The sequence below is a fragment of the Serratia sp. KH_031 genome, assembly GCF_057839655.1.
Genome location: NZ_CM174496.1, coordinates 1,425,195 through 1,441,970 on the forward strand (window position 1 = coordinate 1,425,195; position 16,776 = coordinate 1,441,970).

Annotated in this window: 16 protein-coding genes; 11 read left to right on the forward strand and 5 right to left on the reverse strand. The window is 49.6% G+C overall.

Translation table 11 applies throughout. From position 1 onward, the window contains the following. Positions 1–25: 25 nt before the first annotated feature. From fucI to AC3ISQ_RS06330, 3 genes are read right to left on the reverse strand one after another with little or no spacing between them, the layout of a single operon-like run. Positions 26–1,798 (reverse strand): L-fucose isomerase, encoded by a 1,773-nt coding sequence (fucI, locus tag AC3ISQ_RS06320; protein ID WP_489351558.1) that lies wholly within the window; start codon positions 1,796–1,798, stop codon positions 26–28. A 32-nt stretch (positions 1,799–1,830) separates the two neighbouring features. Next, entirely contained in the window at positions 1,831–3,186 is a 1,356-nt protein-coding gene (locus AC3ISQ_RS06325; RefSeq protein WP_489351560.1) for an APC family permease, read from the reverse strand. 59 nt (positions 3,187–3,245) lie between these two features. Then, positions 3,246–4,418: a MalY/PatB family protein gene (locus tag AC3ISQ_RS06330; protein ID WP_489351562.1), complete on the reverse strand. Its 1,173-nt coding sequence runs from the start codon at positions 4,416–4,418 to the stop codon at positions 3,246–3,248. Between the two features lie 447 nt (positions 4,419–4,865). Between AC3ISQ_RS06330 and fucR the strand changes: the two genes are divergently transcribed. Together fucR and AC3ISQ_RS06340 are read left to right on the forward strand one after the other, a co-directional pair. Then, positions 4,866–5,603, forward strand: a complete 738-nt coding sequence (fucR, locus tag AC3ISQ_RS06335) for an L-fucose operon activator (protein WP_489351564.1) — start codon at positions 4,866–4,868, stop codon at positions 5,601–5,603. A gap of 97 nt (positions 5,604–5,700) precedes the next feature. Beyond that, entirely contained in the window at positions 5,701–6,846 is a 1,146-nt protein-coding gene (locus tag AC3ISQ_RS06340; protein ID WP_489351565.1) for a 3-phenylpropionate MFS transporter, read from the forward strand. Here the strand turns inward: AC3ISQ_RS06340 and csiE are convergent. After that, complete coding sequence (gene csiE / locus AC3ISQ_RS06345; protein WP_489351566.1) at positions 6,812–7,900, reverse strand: stationary phase inducible protein CsiE; 1,089 nt, start codon at positions 7,898–7,900, stop codon at positions 6,812–6,814. The two genes, AC3ISQ_RS06340 and csiE, sit on opposite strands and share 35 nt — an antisense overlap. Positions 7,901–8,055: 155 nt before the next feature. On the opposite strand from csiE, the gene AC3ISQ_RS06350 reads away from it, so the two are divergent. Both AC3ISQ_RS06350 and AC3ISQ_RS06355 read left to right on the forward strand, forming a co-directional pair. Then, positions 8,056–8,691, forward strand: a complete 636-nt coding sequence (locus tag AC3ISQ_RS06350) for a DUF1007 family protein (protein ID WP_489351568.1) — start codon at positions 8,056–8,058, stop codon at positions 8,689–8,691. Continuing rightward, positions 8,682–9,704 carry a nickel/cobalt transporter gene (locus AC3ISQ_RS06355; protein ID WP_489351569.1) on the forward strand — a complete coding sequence of 341 codons (1,023 nt, stop codon included), beginning with the start codon at positions 8,682–8,684 and terminating at the stop codon, positions 9,702–9,704. Before AC3ISQ_RS06350 ends, AC3ISQ_RS06355 begins: the two co-directional genes overlap by 10 nt. Positions 9,705–9,759: 55 nt before the next feature. Here AC3ISQ_RS06355 and suhB read toward each other — a convergent pair whose 3' ends face one another. Next, a complete protein-coding gene (gene suhB / locus AC3ISQ_RS06360) occupies positions 9,760–10,563 on the reverse strand; it encodes an inositol-1-monophosphatase (protein WP_489351570.1) in 804 nt (267 codons plus the stop codon). A 154-nt stretch (positions 10,564–10,717) separates the two neighbouring features. Between suhB and trmJ the strand changes: the two genes are divergently transcribed. From trmJ to hscA, 7 genes are all read left to right on the forward strand, one after another. Next, positions 10,718–11,443 carry a tRNA (cytosine(32)/uridine(32)-2'-O)-methyltransferase TrmJ gene (trmJ, locus tag AC3ISQ_RS06365; protein ID WP_489351572.1) on the forward strand — a complete coding sequence of 242 codons (726 nt, stop codon included), beginning with the start codon at positions 10,718–10,720 and terminating at the stop codon, positions 11,441–11,443. Between the two features lie 162 nt (positions 11,444–11,605). Beyond that, positions 11,606–12,100 carry a Fe-S cluster assembly transcriptional regulator IscR gene (gene iscR / locus AC3ISQ_RS06370; RefSeq protein WP_489351574.1) on the forward strand — a complete coding sequence of 165 codons (495 nt, stop codon included), beginning with the start codon at positions 11,606–11,608 and terminating at the stop codon, positions 12,098–12,100. Between the two features lie 179 nt (positions 12,101–12,279). Further along, positions 12,280–13,494, forward strand: a complete 1,215-nt coding sequence (locus AC3ISQ_RS06375; RefSeq protein WP_489351575.1) for an IscS subfamily cysteine desulfurase — start codon at positions 12,280–12,282, stop codon at positions 13,492–13,494. A gap of 24 nt (positions 13,495–13,518) precedes the next feature. After that, positions 13,519–13,905, forward strand: a complete 387-nt coding sequence (gene iscU, locus AC3ISQ_RS06380; RefSeq protein ID WP_489351577.1) for a Fe-S cluster assembly scaffold IscU — start codon at positions 13,519–13,521, stop codon at positions 13,903–13,905. Between the two features lie 84 nt (positions 13,906–13,989). Further along, the gene (gene iscA, locus AC3ISQ_RS06385; protein WP_489351579.1) at positions 13,990–14,313 is read left to right on the forward strand and encodes an iron-sulfur cluster assembly protein IscA; all 324 of its coding nucleotides are present in this window, start codon (positions 13,990–13,992) and stop codon (positions 14,311–14,313) included. A gap of 67 nt (positions 14,314–14,380) precedes the next feature. Further along, a complete protein-coding gene (gene hscB, locus AC3ISQ_RS06390; protein WP_489351581.1) occupies positions 14,381–14,899 on the forward strand; it encodes a co-chaperone HscB in 519 nt (172 codons plus the stop codon). Positions 14,900–14,924: 25 nt separating this feature from the next. Then, positions 14,925–16,775, forward strand: a complete 1,851-nt coding sequence (gene hscA, locus AC3ISQ_RS06395) for a Fe-S protein assembly chaperone HscA (protein WP_489351583.1) — start codon at positions 14,925–14,927, stop codon at positions 16,773–16,775. Position 16,776: the final 1 nt, after the last annotated feature.

Here is a 16,776-nt window from a genome sequence, read left to right on the forward strand (position 1 = left end):
CACGGCACGGCCTCTTGCAAGCGATTTATTTTTTATAAAGTGAGCCATAACTTTGGCAAGCACGATAATCCTGACCTTCGATATCCATACCGAAGGCTCCCCAAGCAGAAGGGCGGTAAATATCCTGTTCATCTAGGTTGTGCATACACACCGGAATTCGCAGCATGGAGGCTAGGGTGATCAGATCGGCGCCAACATGACCTATCGTCAATACCCCATGGTTCGCACCCCAGTTGGCCATCACTGAATACACATCGGCAAATGACCCTTTACCAGTCAGGCGTGGTGCGAACCAGGTGGTTGGCCAGGTACTATTGGTTCGTTCGTCCAAGATGTCGTGCACTTCTGGTGGCAGCTCGACACTCCATCCTTCCGCTATCTGTAACACCGGCCCGATCCCCTTGACGATGTTGATACGGCTCATGGTGAATGCCACGCCGCCTTGCGTCAGGAATTGTGAGGAGAAACCGCCGCCCCTGAAATATTCGTGAATGGCTGGGCACCATTGTGTTGCAGCTAGACAAGCCTTGGCATCTTGTTCGGTGACTTGCCAATGGGGGTTGATGGTCGGATTCCCGGCGGCATCGCGTTGGCTACAGGTACCGTCTAACGCCGCGGAACCAGAGTTGATCAAATGAATGATGCCGTGTTCGGCATTACCCGTCAGCGTGCGGCCGGTAACGCGTTTTACTGCTTCTGGCGACCAGTAGGTTCTGACATCGGCAAAGATCTGCGCGGTGCCGGTGAGTTGATGACCAAACAGCATGGAAACTGCGTTCAGGCTGTCGTTCTCAGTGGCAACCACATTGGGTTGGCGTACGCCATTCCAGTCGAATGAGCTGTTTAGGATAGCTTCGGCGGTATCACCATTGGGGTACTGATCAGTCCAATGACGCTGCCCCTGAAAACCGGCAGCAATGGCGTTATAACCTAATGCTTCTTCAGCAAAACCCTGCGCCACTAGCTTGGCATTGCCGTGCATCATGTCGCGAATGCACATCGCCATCAGTAGGCTTTCACGTAGCACTACCCGGTTCTGCTCTGGCGAGCGCCTATATTGCTGCGCATTCAGGTCTGGGCCATAGATGAAATGTTGATCAGCCCATGCCAGGGCCAACTCCAGCTCTTCCGCGTCGAAAATGCCATAATCGATGCGACGACGTAGTTCGGTCATATCGACGGCTTGTACGCGCATACCGAGCCACGATTCAAAGAAATCATGGTCGACAATAGAACCTGCGATCCCCATCGACGTACCGCCCAGAGACAGGTAACTCTTCCCCTTCATATTGGCAACGGCTAAACCTGCGCGGGCGAAACGCAGCAATTTGACCTGCACATCGGCTGGGATGCTGTCATCATCACTATCCTGCACATCATGGCTATAGATGGAGAACGCCGGGAGCCCTTTTTGATTATGCGCCGCCAAGGCCGCTGCCAAATAGACGGCACCGGGGCGTTCTGTACCGTTGAATCCCCAGATGGCTTTGGGACGTAGCAGATCCATATCGATAGTTTCACTGCCATAACACCAACATGGCGTGACTGTGAGGGTCAAACCGACATGGTGAATACTGAATTTCTCTTCACAGGCGGCAGATTCAGCCACTCCCGCAATACAACTGTCTGCAATAATACATTCAACCGGGGTTCCACAGGGATGGCGTAGATTTGCAGTCAGAAATGCAGCCGCGATATGCGCCATATTCATCGTTTGCTGTTCAAGTGATTCACGGACACCCATTCTGCGACCATCAATTACTGGGCGAATACCCACTTTAATCAATTTGCTTTTCATTATCTTGAATCTCGTTTTAGTGTTGGTCTAAATTAACTGGCAGTGGACTCGCTGACTGAATTCATAGTGGAAGTCTGCTCAGTAACAACGTGTTTTTTCCGCGTGATAATCAGCGCGATACCGCAAACAGACCAGACAGCCATAATCATCAGAGTTTTAAAGTCAATATCCTTAAACAACATGATGATCATATAAATCAAAATACAAACACTGAGGCAGGCGGTAATAATATGCAGCCAAGCAGGAATACGGAATGAGGAGGTTTTATAAATATCCCATTGACGTATACGCCAAGAGCAAATAATACATACCACTTGAGCTGCCAGGAAAGTAATGGCTGCCGCACTGGCAATATTAGCTACCGAGATGCCGAAGATAATAGGCACGATGCCGATAATATAGAGCAGTGTTAATAGTAAATAAGGTACGCGTGTACGTTCGCTGACACGGCCAAGGCTACGAGGCAACCAGCCGTCATCACAGGCAACCAACAAACTTTTGCTTCCCCACAGCATTTGGACGTTGGTAATACCCAACATACTGATAATGCCCGCACCGATAGTAAAGAAGAGGAATGAACCCGGTGACATAAACTGTTTAGCGACCACGGTCAGTGGCTGATTTGCCACTTCGGACAACGGTAAAATACCGGTCGCGGTGATGGAAACTAAAACGTAAATCAGCGCGGCAAACGAGGTGGCTCCCATAATAGCCACCGGAATTGAGCGCGAAGGTTTTTTCATCTCCCCGGCCAATTCAGCTACCGTACAGGCGCCGTTAGTGACAAACAGTAACAGAGCAACGGAAGTGGCAAAGGCGGAGAAGCCATTAGGTAAGAAAGTGGTGAAGTTTTCAGGATTAACATGACCAATACCTTCGCCAACAAATAGCATCATACCGCAGAGCATGATAATGGTCAGAACCATACTCAAGCGAGCACTGAGCGCGGCACCCAGCAGGTTGGCTAAATAAATTACGGTGAGGATCCCCAAGCTTATTGCTGTTTTTGGCAATGCTGGGAAAAAGGTTATTAGGTAATCGGAACAAGTTAACGCATAAAGGGATAATGAAACGTGCGTTAATGAGAAGAACCAAAAAACCAAGAACCCTACGGTTGGGCTAAGTAAGCGTGATGGCCAGGAGTAAATTCCCCCGGTGACAGGTAAGGTTGCCGCCAAAACGGCATAAGGAATACCAGCAAGCACGGTAATTGCCGAGGCGACAAAATACGCCAATGGTGTCCCGCCACCGGTATTGGCAATAATAATCCCGGTCAGGGCGATCACACCTCCGCCAATGATCGCTTTTATCGCAGCGAAAAATATCATCGGTGTGCTGAGTGTTTTCCCTAATTTATCCGCATTTCGGGTAATCTTTTGCGTTCCCATATGTTTATCCTCGGTGATATCTTCGATGTTTTTGATATAATGACTTTTAATTTCAAAAGTTAATCTAAGGCAGTGGCGATTTTATTTAATGCTTGAATAAGAAAATCTCGATGACAACCAAAGTTAAGTCGTATAAAACCATCACCTCCTTTAGCAAAGTGATCACCAGGTTCTATCCAAACATTGGCTTTTTTCAAGAAGAATGCTTGTAGGTCAGTCTGCTGTAATTGGCGACAGTCAATCCAGGCTAAATAAAGTGCATCGGCTGGAATTAATTTCATCCTTGGGAAGCTCTCAATAGTGTCATTGAGCAGTTTTCTATTTCCGCGTAAATAACTCAGTAATGTTTCTAGCCATTCATCACCGCCGCGATAAGCAGCCTCACAGGCGACAATACCCGCTTGGTTAGGACGTTCCAATCCACAGCGATAATATTGACGAGTTAATTCGTTACGCAAGCGCGGGTTGGCAATAATTAATGTCGAAGTTTGCAAGCCGGCAAGGTTAAATGTTTTGCTGGGCGCGGTGCAAGTAATACTATTTTCCGTGAAATCAGCACTGAGACTGGCGAAAGGTGTATAACGCTGTGTTTCTGATAGCACGAGATCTTGATGAATTTCGTCGGCAATAACTAATACATTATTTTTTAAACAACATTGCCCAATAGTGAACAGTTCCTCTTTACTCCAAACCTTTCCTATTGGATTGTGCGGGTTGCACAGAATAAATATTTTTACATTCTCCGTGATAGCAGCTTCAAATTTATTCATATCTAATGAATACTGGCCGTCGGTATCCAGATCAAGTTCGACACCGACCACACGACGTCCATTAGATTCGGCACAATGATGGAATGGGCCATAAACGGGCATCAACATCATTATTCCATCGCCAGGATGCGAGAAGGTTTGCACGGCGAGATTCAATGCACTGACAATACCTGGGCTGTGTACCATCCATTCCGGTTTAACCAGCCAGTTATGATGTTTGAGCTGCCAAGTGGCTAGCGCTTCACGTAGGCTTTCTGGCGCATCGGTATAACCAAATATACCGTGATCGGCTAATTGGTGCAGAGCTTGAATAACCGCGGGTGGGCTTTGGAAGTCCATATCCGCAATCCAAAGTGGTAATGGGCGTTCTTGAACATAATCAGGTAGCCAAGGTGATGGGAATGCCCATTTTAATGAGCCATCCTGGCTTCTATCGCGATAATTACCCAGTTTATTTAACATTTAAATACCTCATTATTGCATAATCGAGTTGATTTAATTATTGATGCTCAACCAAGGGGATTCCCAAGTTGGCTTTAAATAGATTAACCATCAGGCACTAAAAATGCTTGGAGATAAACTAGCTCTGCTTATCTTTAAATAATATTATTGTTATCTATTCTTTAAATATTTCCCCTGGCCGTGCTGGTGAGTAAATATTGGAAGTCGTAAGTATCTTTAGGTATTGAACTTGACAAAAATATGACCATAATCACGTTTTGCTTTAAATGCTAAGATTTTGTGATTAACGTCACTTTAACGAAGTGGGTATTTATTTTTTTTATTCATTTGGTTTGTGAAAAATACAGAATCATTGACTGTTTGTTTTTAATTTTTCTAAAACGGTCAGTTAGAACGTATGACATGCTAAAAATAGCTGTTTGATTAAACTTGTTATGGGGCAACGTGATGAAAATGACACGACATCAGGAGATTGTGCAATTGGTACGTCAGCATGAGACGCTGACGACCGAAGCGTTAGCCGAGCTACTGCAAGTGAGTAAAGAAACCATCCGGCGCGATCTGAACGTACTTCAGGTTCAAGGGAAGATTCTGCGTCAACATGGGCGTGCCAAGAGTATCAACCGGGAAACCAAAGACAGTGGCGACCCTTTCAATACGCGTTTAAAAAGCCACTTTAGCAGCAAGGCCGATATCGCCCGGCAAACACTGGATTGGATTCATCCGGGGATGGTGATTGCACTAGATGCGAGTTCTACTTGTTGGTATCTGGCGAAACAACTACCGGACATCGATATCACGGTTTTTACCAACAGTGTGCGAATCTGTCAGGAACTGAGCAAACGTGAACATATTCAACTCATTAGCTCCGGTGGTTTGCTACAGCGTAAATATGCCTGTTACGTCAATCCCGCCATTCTTTCTCAACTCAAATCGTTGGAAATAGATCTGTTTATTTTCTCTTGTGAAGGTATTGATACGGAAGAGAGGCTTTGGGATTCCAATATTTATAATGCCGAGTTCAAAACGCTATTGCTGAAACGCGCTTTGCAGTCTTTGTTATTAATCGACAAGAGTAAGGTGAATCGTACCGGGGAGGTAAAAATAGGCAGTTTGAGCGAGGTGACACAGGTGATTTCTAATCTGGATATTAGTGAGCGTGATGCATCACATAAGGAGCGATAAACTGTGAGCTAGGCGACACTCTTACCCTTTATCCCTGAATCCAGATTGCTGAATGATGTGAGCTATGTCAAGGTATTGCCGAAAATCCGGAGGGAACATGGTTCTGCAATCAACGCGTTGGCTCGCTCTCAGTTATTTCACCTACTTCTTTTCATATGGCATTTTCTTACCTTTCTGGGGTGTTTGGTTAAAAGGTGAAGGTTTAGAACCTGAAACTATCGGTATTTTGCTCGGCGCTGGCTTGGTTGCTCGTTTCCTCGGTAGTTTATTGATTGCTCCTCGCGTTAAAGATCCTTCTCAATTAGTCACCGCATTACGTATTTTGGCACTATTGACGCTGGCATTTGCTATTGGTTTCTGTTTTGGCAACGGTTGGGGCTGGTTGATGTTGGTGATCGCCGGATTTAACCTATTTTTCTCACCGCTGGTGCCGCTCACCGATGCGTTGGCGGCGACTTGGCAAAAACAGGTAACCATGGATTATGGCCGAGTGCGGCTATGGGGTTCATTGGCCTTTGTGGTGGGCTCGGCACTCACCGGTAAATTAGCCTCAGTGTGGGGGCATGACGCCATTCTCTACAGTTTGCTACTCAGCCTGTTGGCGATGCTGCTTGGGATGATGTTGAAACCCAGCGTGATGCCGCAAGGTGAACTTAGAACTCAAACTGAACCTCAACGTTCATGGCGTGAATTATTGAGCGAAAGTGCAGTGTGGCGCTTTTTGCTCTGCGTAACCTTGCTACAGGCGGCGCATGCGGGTTATTACAGCTTCGGTTCAATTTACTGGCAAGAAGCCGGTTATTCCGCCGAAACTGTGGGTTATTTGTGGTCGCTCGGCGTAGTGGCGGAAGTGATTATCTTCGCCAGCAGTAACTTCCTGTTCCGCCGCTGGAATGCCCGTAATCTGTTATTGCTTTCTGCCGTGTGTGGCCTTGTGCGCTGGAGTTTGATGGCGTATAGCACCGAGCTGGGCTGGTTGCTGTTGATCCAGATATTGCACTGCGGAACCTTTACCATTTGCCACCTGGCTGCGATGCGTTTTATCGCCGCGCGACAAGGTGGAGAAGTGATTCGCTTGCAGGCCATCTACTCGGCGCTAGCGATGGGCGGCGGCATTGCCATCATGACCGTGGTGGCCGGATTCCTGTTCGAACACATGCAAGGTGGAGTGTTCTGGGTGATGGCTTTGGTGGTGGTGCCCGCGTTGTTTATCCGTCCGCCAGCGGTGGATATGGGGCGCTAGAGGTCTCTAACAACTCTTGGATAATTTCGCGTAGCAGAGGCTCTGGTGCTTGTTCTATCAACAAAGGATAGTCCTGCATCAGCCAAGCGCCGAAACTGATTGCCACCAGTCCGACTTCCTCACGAGAAAAACGAATCGCGTAATCCTGCTCGAAAGGTTCCATCGCTTGCTGCGTCGTATGCATCAGGCGAGGGTACTTACGCAAAACTTCCTCTAGCAAACTATTGTCGATACCGATATCAAACTGGCAGCGCTCTAGTGCAGGAGCGAGATGAGCGAACAAATGGGTGATCAGTTCTTGATTGTCGCTAAACGTCATACCGGAAATTTGCTGGAAGCGTGCAACCATTTGTTCGATCGCCTGCATCAACCGCCGATCTTCCGCTGAATCATCGCTTTGATAACTGTGATTTTTCATCATGGTGAACATCAGTACCAGAAAATCACTTTCAACCTCAGTTAGCGAGTAACCGAATTGTTTATGCAACGCTTGGTGCAGAGCGATGGCGGCCGAATGCTGTGTCTTTTGATGCAACCAGTCGCTTTGGTTTTGTTCAAAATCGGGATGGCGTTGGCGACGATTTTCCCATAGGCAATAGCACAGGAAGTGCTGCAGAAACTGATGATCGCGCGGCTCCAAATTCTGTTGCAACTGTTGTTCACAGTGGTTGATACATTGTTCTAGCTGCATCAATGAATCGGACGTTAACCCCAGCCCTTGTAATAAATTCGGGGTGAAATGTTGTTCGATAAATTGCGGACTGCAGCGCAGGGCTCGGCGCAGCCAGTGGATCAGGCATAGACGTTGATTTAACTCGCTGCCCACTATCTGGTAGTGACCGTTGGGATTGCTGCAAAGTTCCAGATGGTGGAAACGCTGGATCTCGCTGGCAACCTCAGCTATATCTTGCCGGGTAGTGGGGAGGTCGACGCCATTAGTTTGGCTGATGGTCTCCAGTTGTACTGCGGGCAACGGCGTATATAGCATCAGTAACAGATGGCAGCGCCGTTGTTGACCGGAGAGCTCAGGCACAGAATAAGTGTCTAGGCTCATATCACCTTCTGGTAGATCAGGTATCAGTAATGCATAAGCATAGCAAAAGGTTTGAGTGTGACAGGAGAATCTGCTGTGGCTTATAACTTTCGTCACAGTTATGCTGCGATTTATTCATCGTGTTCGTTATGTTATAACAGTTAAGAGTCTCCTTGATGATGAAATTTGCAGGTTTGCTGGTGGGTTTTCTGGCGTTATTCAGCGCGAATGTTGCCGCTCATCCACACAGTTTTATTGATATGAACACCACGTTTGTCGCGCAGAACAACAAATTGGTTGGACTAAAAATGGTTTGGGTGATGGACCCGATTACGTCAGCCGATCTGTTGTATGACGCCGAAAACGCCAAAAGCGATTCTGAAGTGTGGAAAAAACTGGCGGCGGAAGTGATGGCTAACGTGTTGGGGCAACATTATTTCACCGATATTTATCGCGACGGTAAAGCGGTGAAATATCTTAACTTGCCGACTGAATATCAGCTCTCTCGTCAAGGAAATCAGGCGGTACTGGAGTTTGTGCTGCCACTTGCCGAGGCGCAGCCATTAGCGGGCAAGCCATTTGACATTTCCACTTATGATCCGACTTACTTTGTTGATATGAGCTATCAAAATCAAAATGCGTTGCACTTGCCACCTGAAATGGCAAAGCAGTGCAAATTCAAGTTAGTCACGCCCAAACCTGATGCTTCGATGCAGGCTTATGCGTTGTCTCTCGATAAAAATGACTCACCCGGTGAGGATATGGCGCTTGGGCAGCAGTTTGCCCAGCGGGTGACGTTGCAATGTCAGTAAATTTCAATCCTCATCCAACGCGGAATTACCATTGGCTGATGGGGCTGTGGCCGTTGCTGCTGTTCATTATTGTGATGGCGTTTGTGGCGCAGCAGGTATGGCAATTTTGGCCACAAATCTTGCTGCAAAGTGTGGTGTGGCAGAAAACGTTGCATCAAGAAATGGCTGAACTATTACAGCAAGTGAAAGCGGCTCCGCAGCAGGCTGGGGTGACGCTGATGCTGTTCAGTTTGGGTTACGGCATTTTGCACGCGCTCGGCCCCGGTCACGGTAAAGTGGTGATCGCTACCTATTTGGCGACGCATCCGGCACGTTTGAAAAGCAGCCTGAAATTAACTTTCGCGGCTTCATTAGTGCAAGGACTGGTGGCGATTGCCTTGGTGACGTTGGTGCTGGTGGTGTTGCAGCTTTCGACCCGTCAATTACACCAAAGTAGTTTCTGGCTGGAGAAGGGCAGTTTCATTCTGGTGATGTTGCTGGGATTGCTGCTGACCTGGCGGGCGCTGAAACGTTTGTATTTGGCGATTAAGGCGATGAAACCCGCTCCGGCGTTGCGTATCAACAGTTTGAAACCGTTAGCTGCCGATCATGTGCATAGTGACAACTGTGGTTGTGGCCATCGACATTTGCCGAGCGACAGTGAATTACAGGCGGGGAATGATTGGCGTACTCGCGTGGCGATCGTGCTAGCAATGGGGATGCGGCCCTGCTCTGGGGCCATCTTGGTGCTGTTGTTTTCGAAAGTGATCGGTGTCTTTGTATGGGGTGTGATTTCTGCCTTGGCGATGGCACTAGGCACTTCGTTGACCATTTCTTTATTAGCGTTATTTGTGCATTACAGCCGTCGTTTGGCGGTTCGTATTAGCCGTTCGCGTGCGCCAGCGGTTTGGAGTGCAATGGCTTGGGGATCGCTTGCATTGGCAGGAGGATTGATTCTGCTGTTCGCCGGGGTGCTATTGTATGCCAGCGCGCAACCTGAATTTGGTAGCGGCATCAGGCCATTCGCTCGTTGATATAAAAAAGGCGCTGCCAACGAATTGGCAACGCCTTTTAAATTCAATTTGAGGATTAACGCTTCAGCGCTTCGCTCAACTCTTCACGCATCGTCGACAACAGCGCTTTGACTACGCGCGGGTTGCCAGCAACCACATTGCCAGAGCTCAAGTGGTTATGGCCGCCAACGAAGTCAGTCACCAAACCACCAGACTCACGCACCAGCAATTCACCTGCGGCGAAATCCCACGGCTTCAGGCCGATCTCGAAGAAACCGTCAACGCGACCTGCGGCCACATAGGCCAGATCCAGCGCCGCGGAACCGGTGCGACGAAAATCTGCACATTGGGTGAACAGCTTGCCAACCAGATTGATGTAAGCCGGAGCATGCTGTTTTACTTTGAATGGGAAGCCAGTCGCCAAAATGGTGCCGTCCAGATCTTTAGCATTGGTGCCGCGCAGACGGTAACCGTTGAGCTGTGCGCCCTGACCGCGAGTGGCGGTGAACAGTTCGTTACGCATTGGATCGTAAACCACAGCGACTTCGGTGCGGCCTTTAATGCGCACGGCGATAGAAACAGAGAAGTGTGGGAAACGTTTGATGAAGTTTGAAGTGCCATCCAGTGGATCGATCACCCATTGTACATCCTGATCTTCACCGACAAGCTCACCGCATTCTTCACTGATGATAGTGTGTTGCGGGTAAGATTTACGGATGACATCGATAATCAGATGCTCTGCATCGCGATCGACGTTGGTAACAAAGTCGTTAGTCCCTTTTTGGCTCGCTTCTACAGCGTCCGGGGTCTCGTAGTTTTTGGCAATTAGGTTACCGGCCTTACGCGCAGCGCGTATGGCGATAGTCAGCATCGGATGCATGGGTATCTTCCACTAGGATGTTAAAGAACAGGAAACGGCGCGGAGTATAGCAGGCATTCTTTAAAATACCTAATGCCCTTCACGGTATCTCGAATGATTTTGGCTAGCGGTCTGTGCTAAGATACTGCGATTTTCCGCTACGCTTAGAGTTTGTATGCTGCACAATATCCGCATTGTTTTGGTAGAAACCTCCCATACCGGTAACATGGGCTCGACTGCTAGAGCCATGAAAACGATGGGATTAACCAACCTTTATCTGGTTAACCCACTGATCAAACCCGATTCTCAAGCTATCGCTTTGGCTGCAGGTGCCAGCGATGTGATTGGCAACGCCACTCTGGTTGACACTTTCGATGAGGCCATTGCCGGTTGTAGTCTGGTGGTCGGCACCAGCGCACGTTCGCGCACTTTGCCTTGGCCAATGCTGGAACCGCGTGAATGCGGGGTCCGTGCCGTACATGAAGGCGAAAAAGGGCCAGTGGCGTTGGTATTTGGTCGTGAACGCGTTGGTTTAACCAATGATGAATTGCAGAAATGCCATTATCATGTCGCTATTCCAGCCAACCCAGATTACAGCTCGCTGAATTTAGCGATGGCGGTACAGATTCTGGCTTATGAAGTGCGTGTTGCCTATCTCGATCGCCAACAAGCTGGTGTTCCGCAGTTGACCGACGAAGTGGAATACCCGCTGGCAGACGATCTTGAGCGTTTCTATCAACATCTAGAACAAACGTTGCAAAATACTGGCTTTATCCGTCCGGCACATCCAGGGCAGATAATGAGCCGCTTGCGCCGCCTGTATGCGCGGGCTCGCCCTGAAGCTCAAGAGCTTAATATCCTGCGCGGAATGCTTTCTTCTATAGAGAAAAGTAATAAGTAATAGATGAGTTATTCATTATATTGTCGACGTCGATTGCAGTTATATAATGTGCCCTACAAAACGTGCTAATACTTGAGTAAATTGGTTGGTTAAATAGTTGACTGATTTACTCGGGAATGTCAGACTTCCGGCCATGTTTCACCAACAGGTAACCATTTAGCTATGAGACTGACATCAAAAGGCCGTTATGCCGTAACCGCTATGCTCGACGTGGCATTGCACTCCCAGGAAGGGCCTGTTCCACTGGCGGATATTTCTGAGCGCCAGGGTATCTCGCTCTCTTATCTGGAACAATTATTCTCTCGCCTGCGCAAGAATGGCCTAGTGTCTAGTGTGCGTGGGCCGGGCGGTGGTTATCTACTGGGCAAAAGCGCCGGTGAAATCGCCGTAGGTGAAGTGATTACTGCTGTCGATGAATCTGTTGATGCAACCCGTTGCCAAGGTAAAGAAGGCTGTCAGGGCGGCGATCGTTGCCTGACCCATACCTTGTGGCGCGATCTGAGCGAGCGCATCAGTGGATTCCTGAACAACATTACGCTGGCCGAACTGGTAAACAACCAGGAAGTGCTGGATGTGGCTGACCGTCAGAATAACGATACGCGCCGCACGGCCAACGGTCGTCAGCAAGAAACGATCAACGTTAATCTGCGCGCATAAGCAGCTGACGATATTTTATATACAAAGTCATTCAAGTTGCATCAAGGCGGCAAGTGAAAGAGTCCCCCGGAGCATAGATAACTATGTGACTGGGGTGAGTGAACGCAGCCAACACAGAGGCAATTTGAAGGACGACGGATATTTTCGTTTTTGGAAGTGATGTACGGAGTACAAGAGCAATGAAATTACCGATTTATCTGGACTACTCAGCGACTACGCCTGTCGATCCGCGTGTTGCTGAGAAGATGATGCAGTGCTTGACCTTGGACGGAACTTTCGGTAACCCGGCTTCCCGTTCCCACCGTTTCGGGTGGCAAGCGGAAGAAGCGGTGGATATCGCTCGTAACCAAATTGCCGAGCTGGTGGGTGCCGATCCGCGTGAGATCGTGTTCACTTCTGGGGCAACCGAGTCCGACAACCTGGCGATCAAAGGTGCAGCCAATTTCTATCAGAAAAAAGGCAAGCACATCATCACCAGCAAAACCGAACATAAAGCGGTGCTGGATACCTGTCGCCAGCTCGAACGTGAAGGTTTCGAAGTGACTTATCTGGCACCGCAGAGCAATGGCATCATTGATCTGCAAGCGCTGGAAGCCGCATTGCGTGAAGACACTATTTTGGTTTCTATCATGCATGTTAACAACGAAATCGGCGTTGTGCAGGACATCGAAGCTATCGGTGAAATGTGCCGCGCACGCGGTATTATTTACCACGTTGATGCAACCCAGAGCGTGGGCAAATTGCCTATCGATCTGAGCAAGCTGAAAGTGGATCTGATGTCGTTCTCCGGTCATAAAATCTATGGCCCGAAAGGCATCGGCGCGCTGTATGTCCGTCGCAAGCCACGTATTCGCATCGAAGCACAAATTCACGGTGGTGGTCATGAGCGCGGTATGCGTTCTGGTACGCTGCCAGTGCATCAGATAGTCGGCATGGGCGAAGCCTACCGCATTGCCAAAGAAGAAATGGCGAGCGAAATGGCGCGTCTGAGCACGCTGCGTAACCGTCTGTGGGACGGCGTGAAAGATATGGAAGAAGTGTATCTGAACGGCTCACTGGAGCATGGCGCACCGAACATTCTCAACGTCAGCTTTAACTATGTTGAAGGTGAGTCGTTGATCATGGCATTGAAAGATCTGGCCGTTTCCTCCGGTTCTGCCTGTACTTCTGCCAGCCTGGAGCCTTCCTACGTACTGCGTGCGCAGGGAATGAGTGATGAATTGGCGCACAGCTCGATCCGTTTCTCTCTGGGACGCTTCACCACTGAAGAAGAGATCGATTACACCATTCAACTGGTGCGTAAATCCATTGGTCGTCTGCGCGATCTTTCTCCTCTGTGGGAAATGTTCAAGCAGGGCGTGGATATCAACAGCATCGAATGGGCACATCATTAATTCTCAGGATTCAGGAGCAACGACATGGCTTACAGCGAAAAAGTAATCGATCATTATGAAAATCCACGTAACGTGGGTTCCTTCGACAACGAAGATCCAACCGTAGGTAGCGGCATGGTGGGTGCCCCCGCCTGTGGCGACGTGATGAAACTGCAAATCAAGGTTAATGAAGAGGGCATCATTGAAGATGCGCGCTTCAAAACTTACGGTTGTGGTTCTGCTATTGCTTCCAGCTCGTTAGTTACTGAGTGGATGAAAGGCAAATCTCTGGATCAGGCGCAAGCGATCAAAAATACCCAAATCGCCGAAGAACTGGAGCTACCGCCGGTTAAGATCCACTGCTCAATTTTGGCAGAAGACGCCATCAAAGCAGCCATCGCCGACTACAAGAGTAAGCACAGCGCCAAATAATTTTTTGAAAGTTTATCCCCAATAGATTTCAAGGTGCGGCTAGGTGGCAACTTGAAAGATAAAGGGGATTCGAGTGAGGTTGTTATGTCAATAAGTATGAGTGACAGCGCTGCGCAACGCGTCCGGGCTTTTCTGGATAACCGCGGTAAAGGTCTCGGCCTGCGTCTGGGAGTGAGAACTTCTGGCTGTTCCGGGATGGCGTATGTGTTGGAATTTGTTGACGACATGAACGATGACGACATCGTGTTTGAAGACAAAGGCGTCAAGGTAATTATCGACGGTAAAAGTCTGGTCTATCTTGATGGCACCGAACTTGATTTCGTAAAAGAAGGCCTGAATGAAGGCTTCAAGTTCAACAACCCGAACGTCTCAAGCGAGTGTGGCTGCGGCGAAAGCTTCAACGTCTGACACGCCATCGTGCTCCCCCGTGTAACGCGGGGGAACCTCAATCATCGCGATAACGCCAGAGCACGCTATGGATTACTTTACTTTATTCGGGTTGCCCGTGAGTTATTTCCTCGACGGCAATCTACTTGCATCCCGCTTTCAGGATCTGCAACGCCAATTCCACCCCGACCGCTTTGCCAATCAACCCGAACGTGAGCGTCTGATGGCAGTACAGCAGGCCGCCACCATCAATCAAGCCTACCAAGCGCTGAAGCATCCGTTAAAACGTGCCGAGTATATGTTATCTTTGCACGGTTTTGATCTGGGTAATGAGCAGCACACGATGCGTGATACGGCATTCCTGATGGAACAGTTGGAATTGCGCGAAGAGCTAGACGCCATTGGTTGTAAAGCGGATGAAAGTGCCCTCGCGGCTTTTGCTGATCGTTTGAATCGCGCTGTTAAGCAGCGCAGCAGCCAAATGGTGCAAGAGCTGGGTAATCAGCAATGGTCACAAGCCGCGGATACCGTGCGCAAATTACGCTTTTTGGACAAACTCCAGCAACAGGTTGAACAACTCGAAGAAAAACTGCTGGGTTTTGAGTAATTTCTGATTTTGGAAGCATCTATACATGGCCTTATTACAAATTAGTGAGCCTGGCCTCAGCGCCGCGCCACATCAACGCCGCTTGGCCGTTGGTATTGATTTAGGCACCACCAACTCACTGGTCGCGACCGTGCGTAGTGGTCAGGCGGAAACGCTGGCCGATGCTGAAGGTCGCCATTTATTACCTTCAGTGGTGCATTATCAGCGTGAAGGATTGCAGGTCGGTTGGGCGGCACGCGCGCAGGCGGCACAAGATCCGGCCAACACCGTCAGTTCCATCAAACGCATGATGGGTCGTTCGCTGGCAGACGTGCAGCAACGTTACCCAAACCTGCCTTATCAGTTCCAAGCCAGTGATAACGGCTTGCCGTTAATTGCTACCGCGACCGGGTTAGTTAACCCAGTCGGCGTCTCTGCCGATATCCTTAACGCGCTTGCCACTCGTGCGAAAGCCGCGTTAGAAGGCGAATTGGATGGCGTGGTGATCACCGTTCCGGCTTACTTCGATGACGCTCAACGCCAAGGCACCAAAGACGCTGCGCGTCTGGCGGGCTTACACGTATTACGTCTGTTGAATGAACCGACCGCAGCCGCGATTGCCTATGGGCTGGATTCTGGTCAGGAAGGTGTGATCGCGGTTTACGATCTGGGCGGCGGCACCTTTGATATTTCTATCTTGCGTTTAAGCCGTGGTGTCTTCGAAGTGCTGGCGACTGGCGGCGATTCGGCGCTGGGTGGTGACGATTTCGATCATCTGCTAGCTGATTGGTTACGCGAGCAGGCTGGTGTGAACGATCGCAGCGATCATGGCGTGCAACGCCAACTGCTGGATGCTGCCATTAGTGCCAAAATTGCCCTGAGTGATGCGGACTCTACCACAGTCAAGGTGGCGGGTTGGCAAGGGATCGTTACTCGTGAACTGTTCGAAAGCCTGATCGCCACACTGGTTAAACGCACTTTGATGGCTTGCCGTCGTGCATTGAAAGATGCAGGTGTCAGCGCAGAAGAAGTGCTGGAAGTGGTGATGGTGGGTGGCTCGACTCGTGTGCCGTTGGTGCGTGAGCAAGTGGGTCAGTTCTTTGGCCGCACGCCGCTGACATCGATCGATCCAGACAAAGTGGTTGCCGTTGGTGCCGCGATCCAAGCCGATATTTTGGTGGGTAATAAGCCTGATAGCGACATGTTGCTGCTGGATGTGATCCCGCTGTCGCTCGGTTTGGAAACTATGGGCGGACTGGTTGAAAAAGTGATCCCGCGTAACACCACCATTCCCGTGGCGCGTGCGCAGGAGTTCACCACCTTCAAAGACGGCCAGACAGGCATGATGATTCACGTGCTGCAAGGCGAGCGCGAACTGGTGCAAGACTGCCGTTCGCTGGCACGTTTTTCACTGCGTGGTTTGCCGCCACTGCCTGCTGGTGGTGCGCATATTCGTGTGACTTTCCAAGTTGATGCCGATGGGTTGTTGAGCGTTACCGCGATGGAAAAATCCACCGGTGTTGAAGCCTCCATTCAGGTGAAACCGTCTTACGGTCTGTCCGATGACGAAATCGCTGGCATGATTACGGATTCAATGAAGAACGCACAAAGCGATATCGGTGCGCGCAAATTGGCAGAGCAGCGAGTGGAAGCCTCGCGCGTACTGGAAAGCTTGCAAGGTGCGTTGGCAAGCGATGCCGCGTTACTGAGTGAAGATGAACGTCAGGCGATCGATAGCGCGATGGCCGCTTTGCAACAGGCGGTGCAAGGTACTGAACCTGCGACTATCGAAGACGCGATAAAAACATTAGATGCAACAACGCAAGATTTTGCCGCACGCCGCATGGACGAGTCCATTCGCCGCGCGCTGGCTGGCCATTCTGTGGACGAGGTTTAAC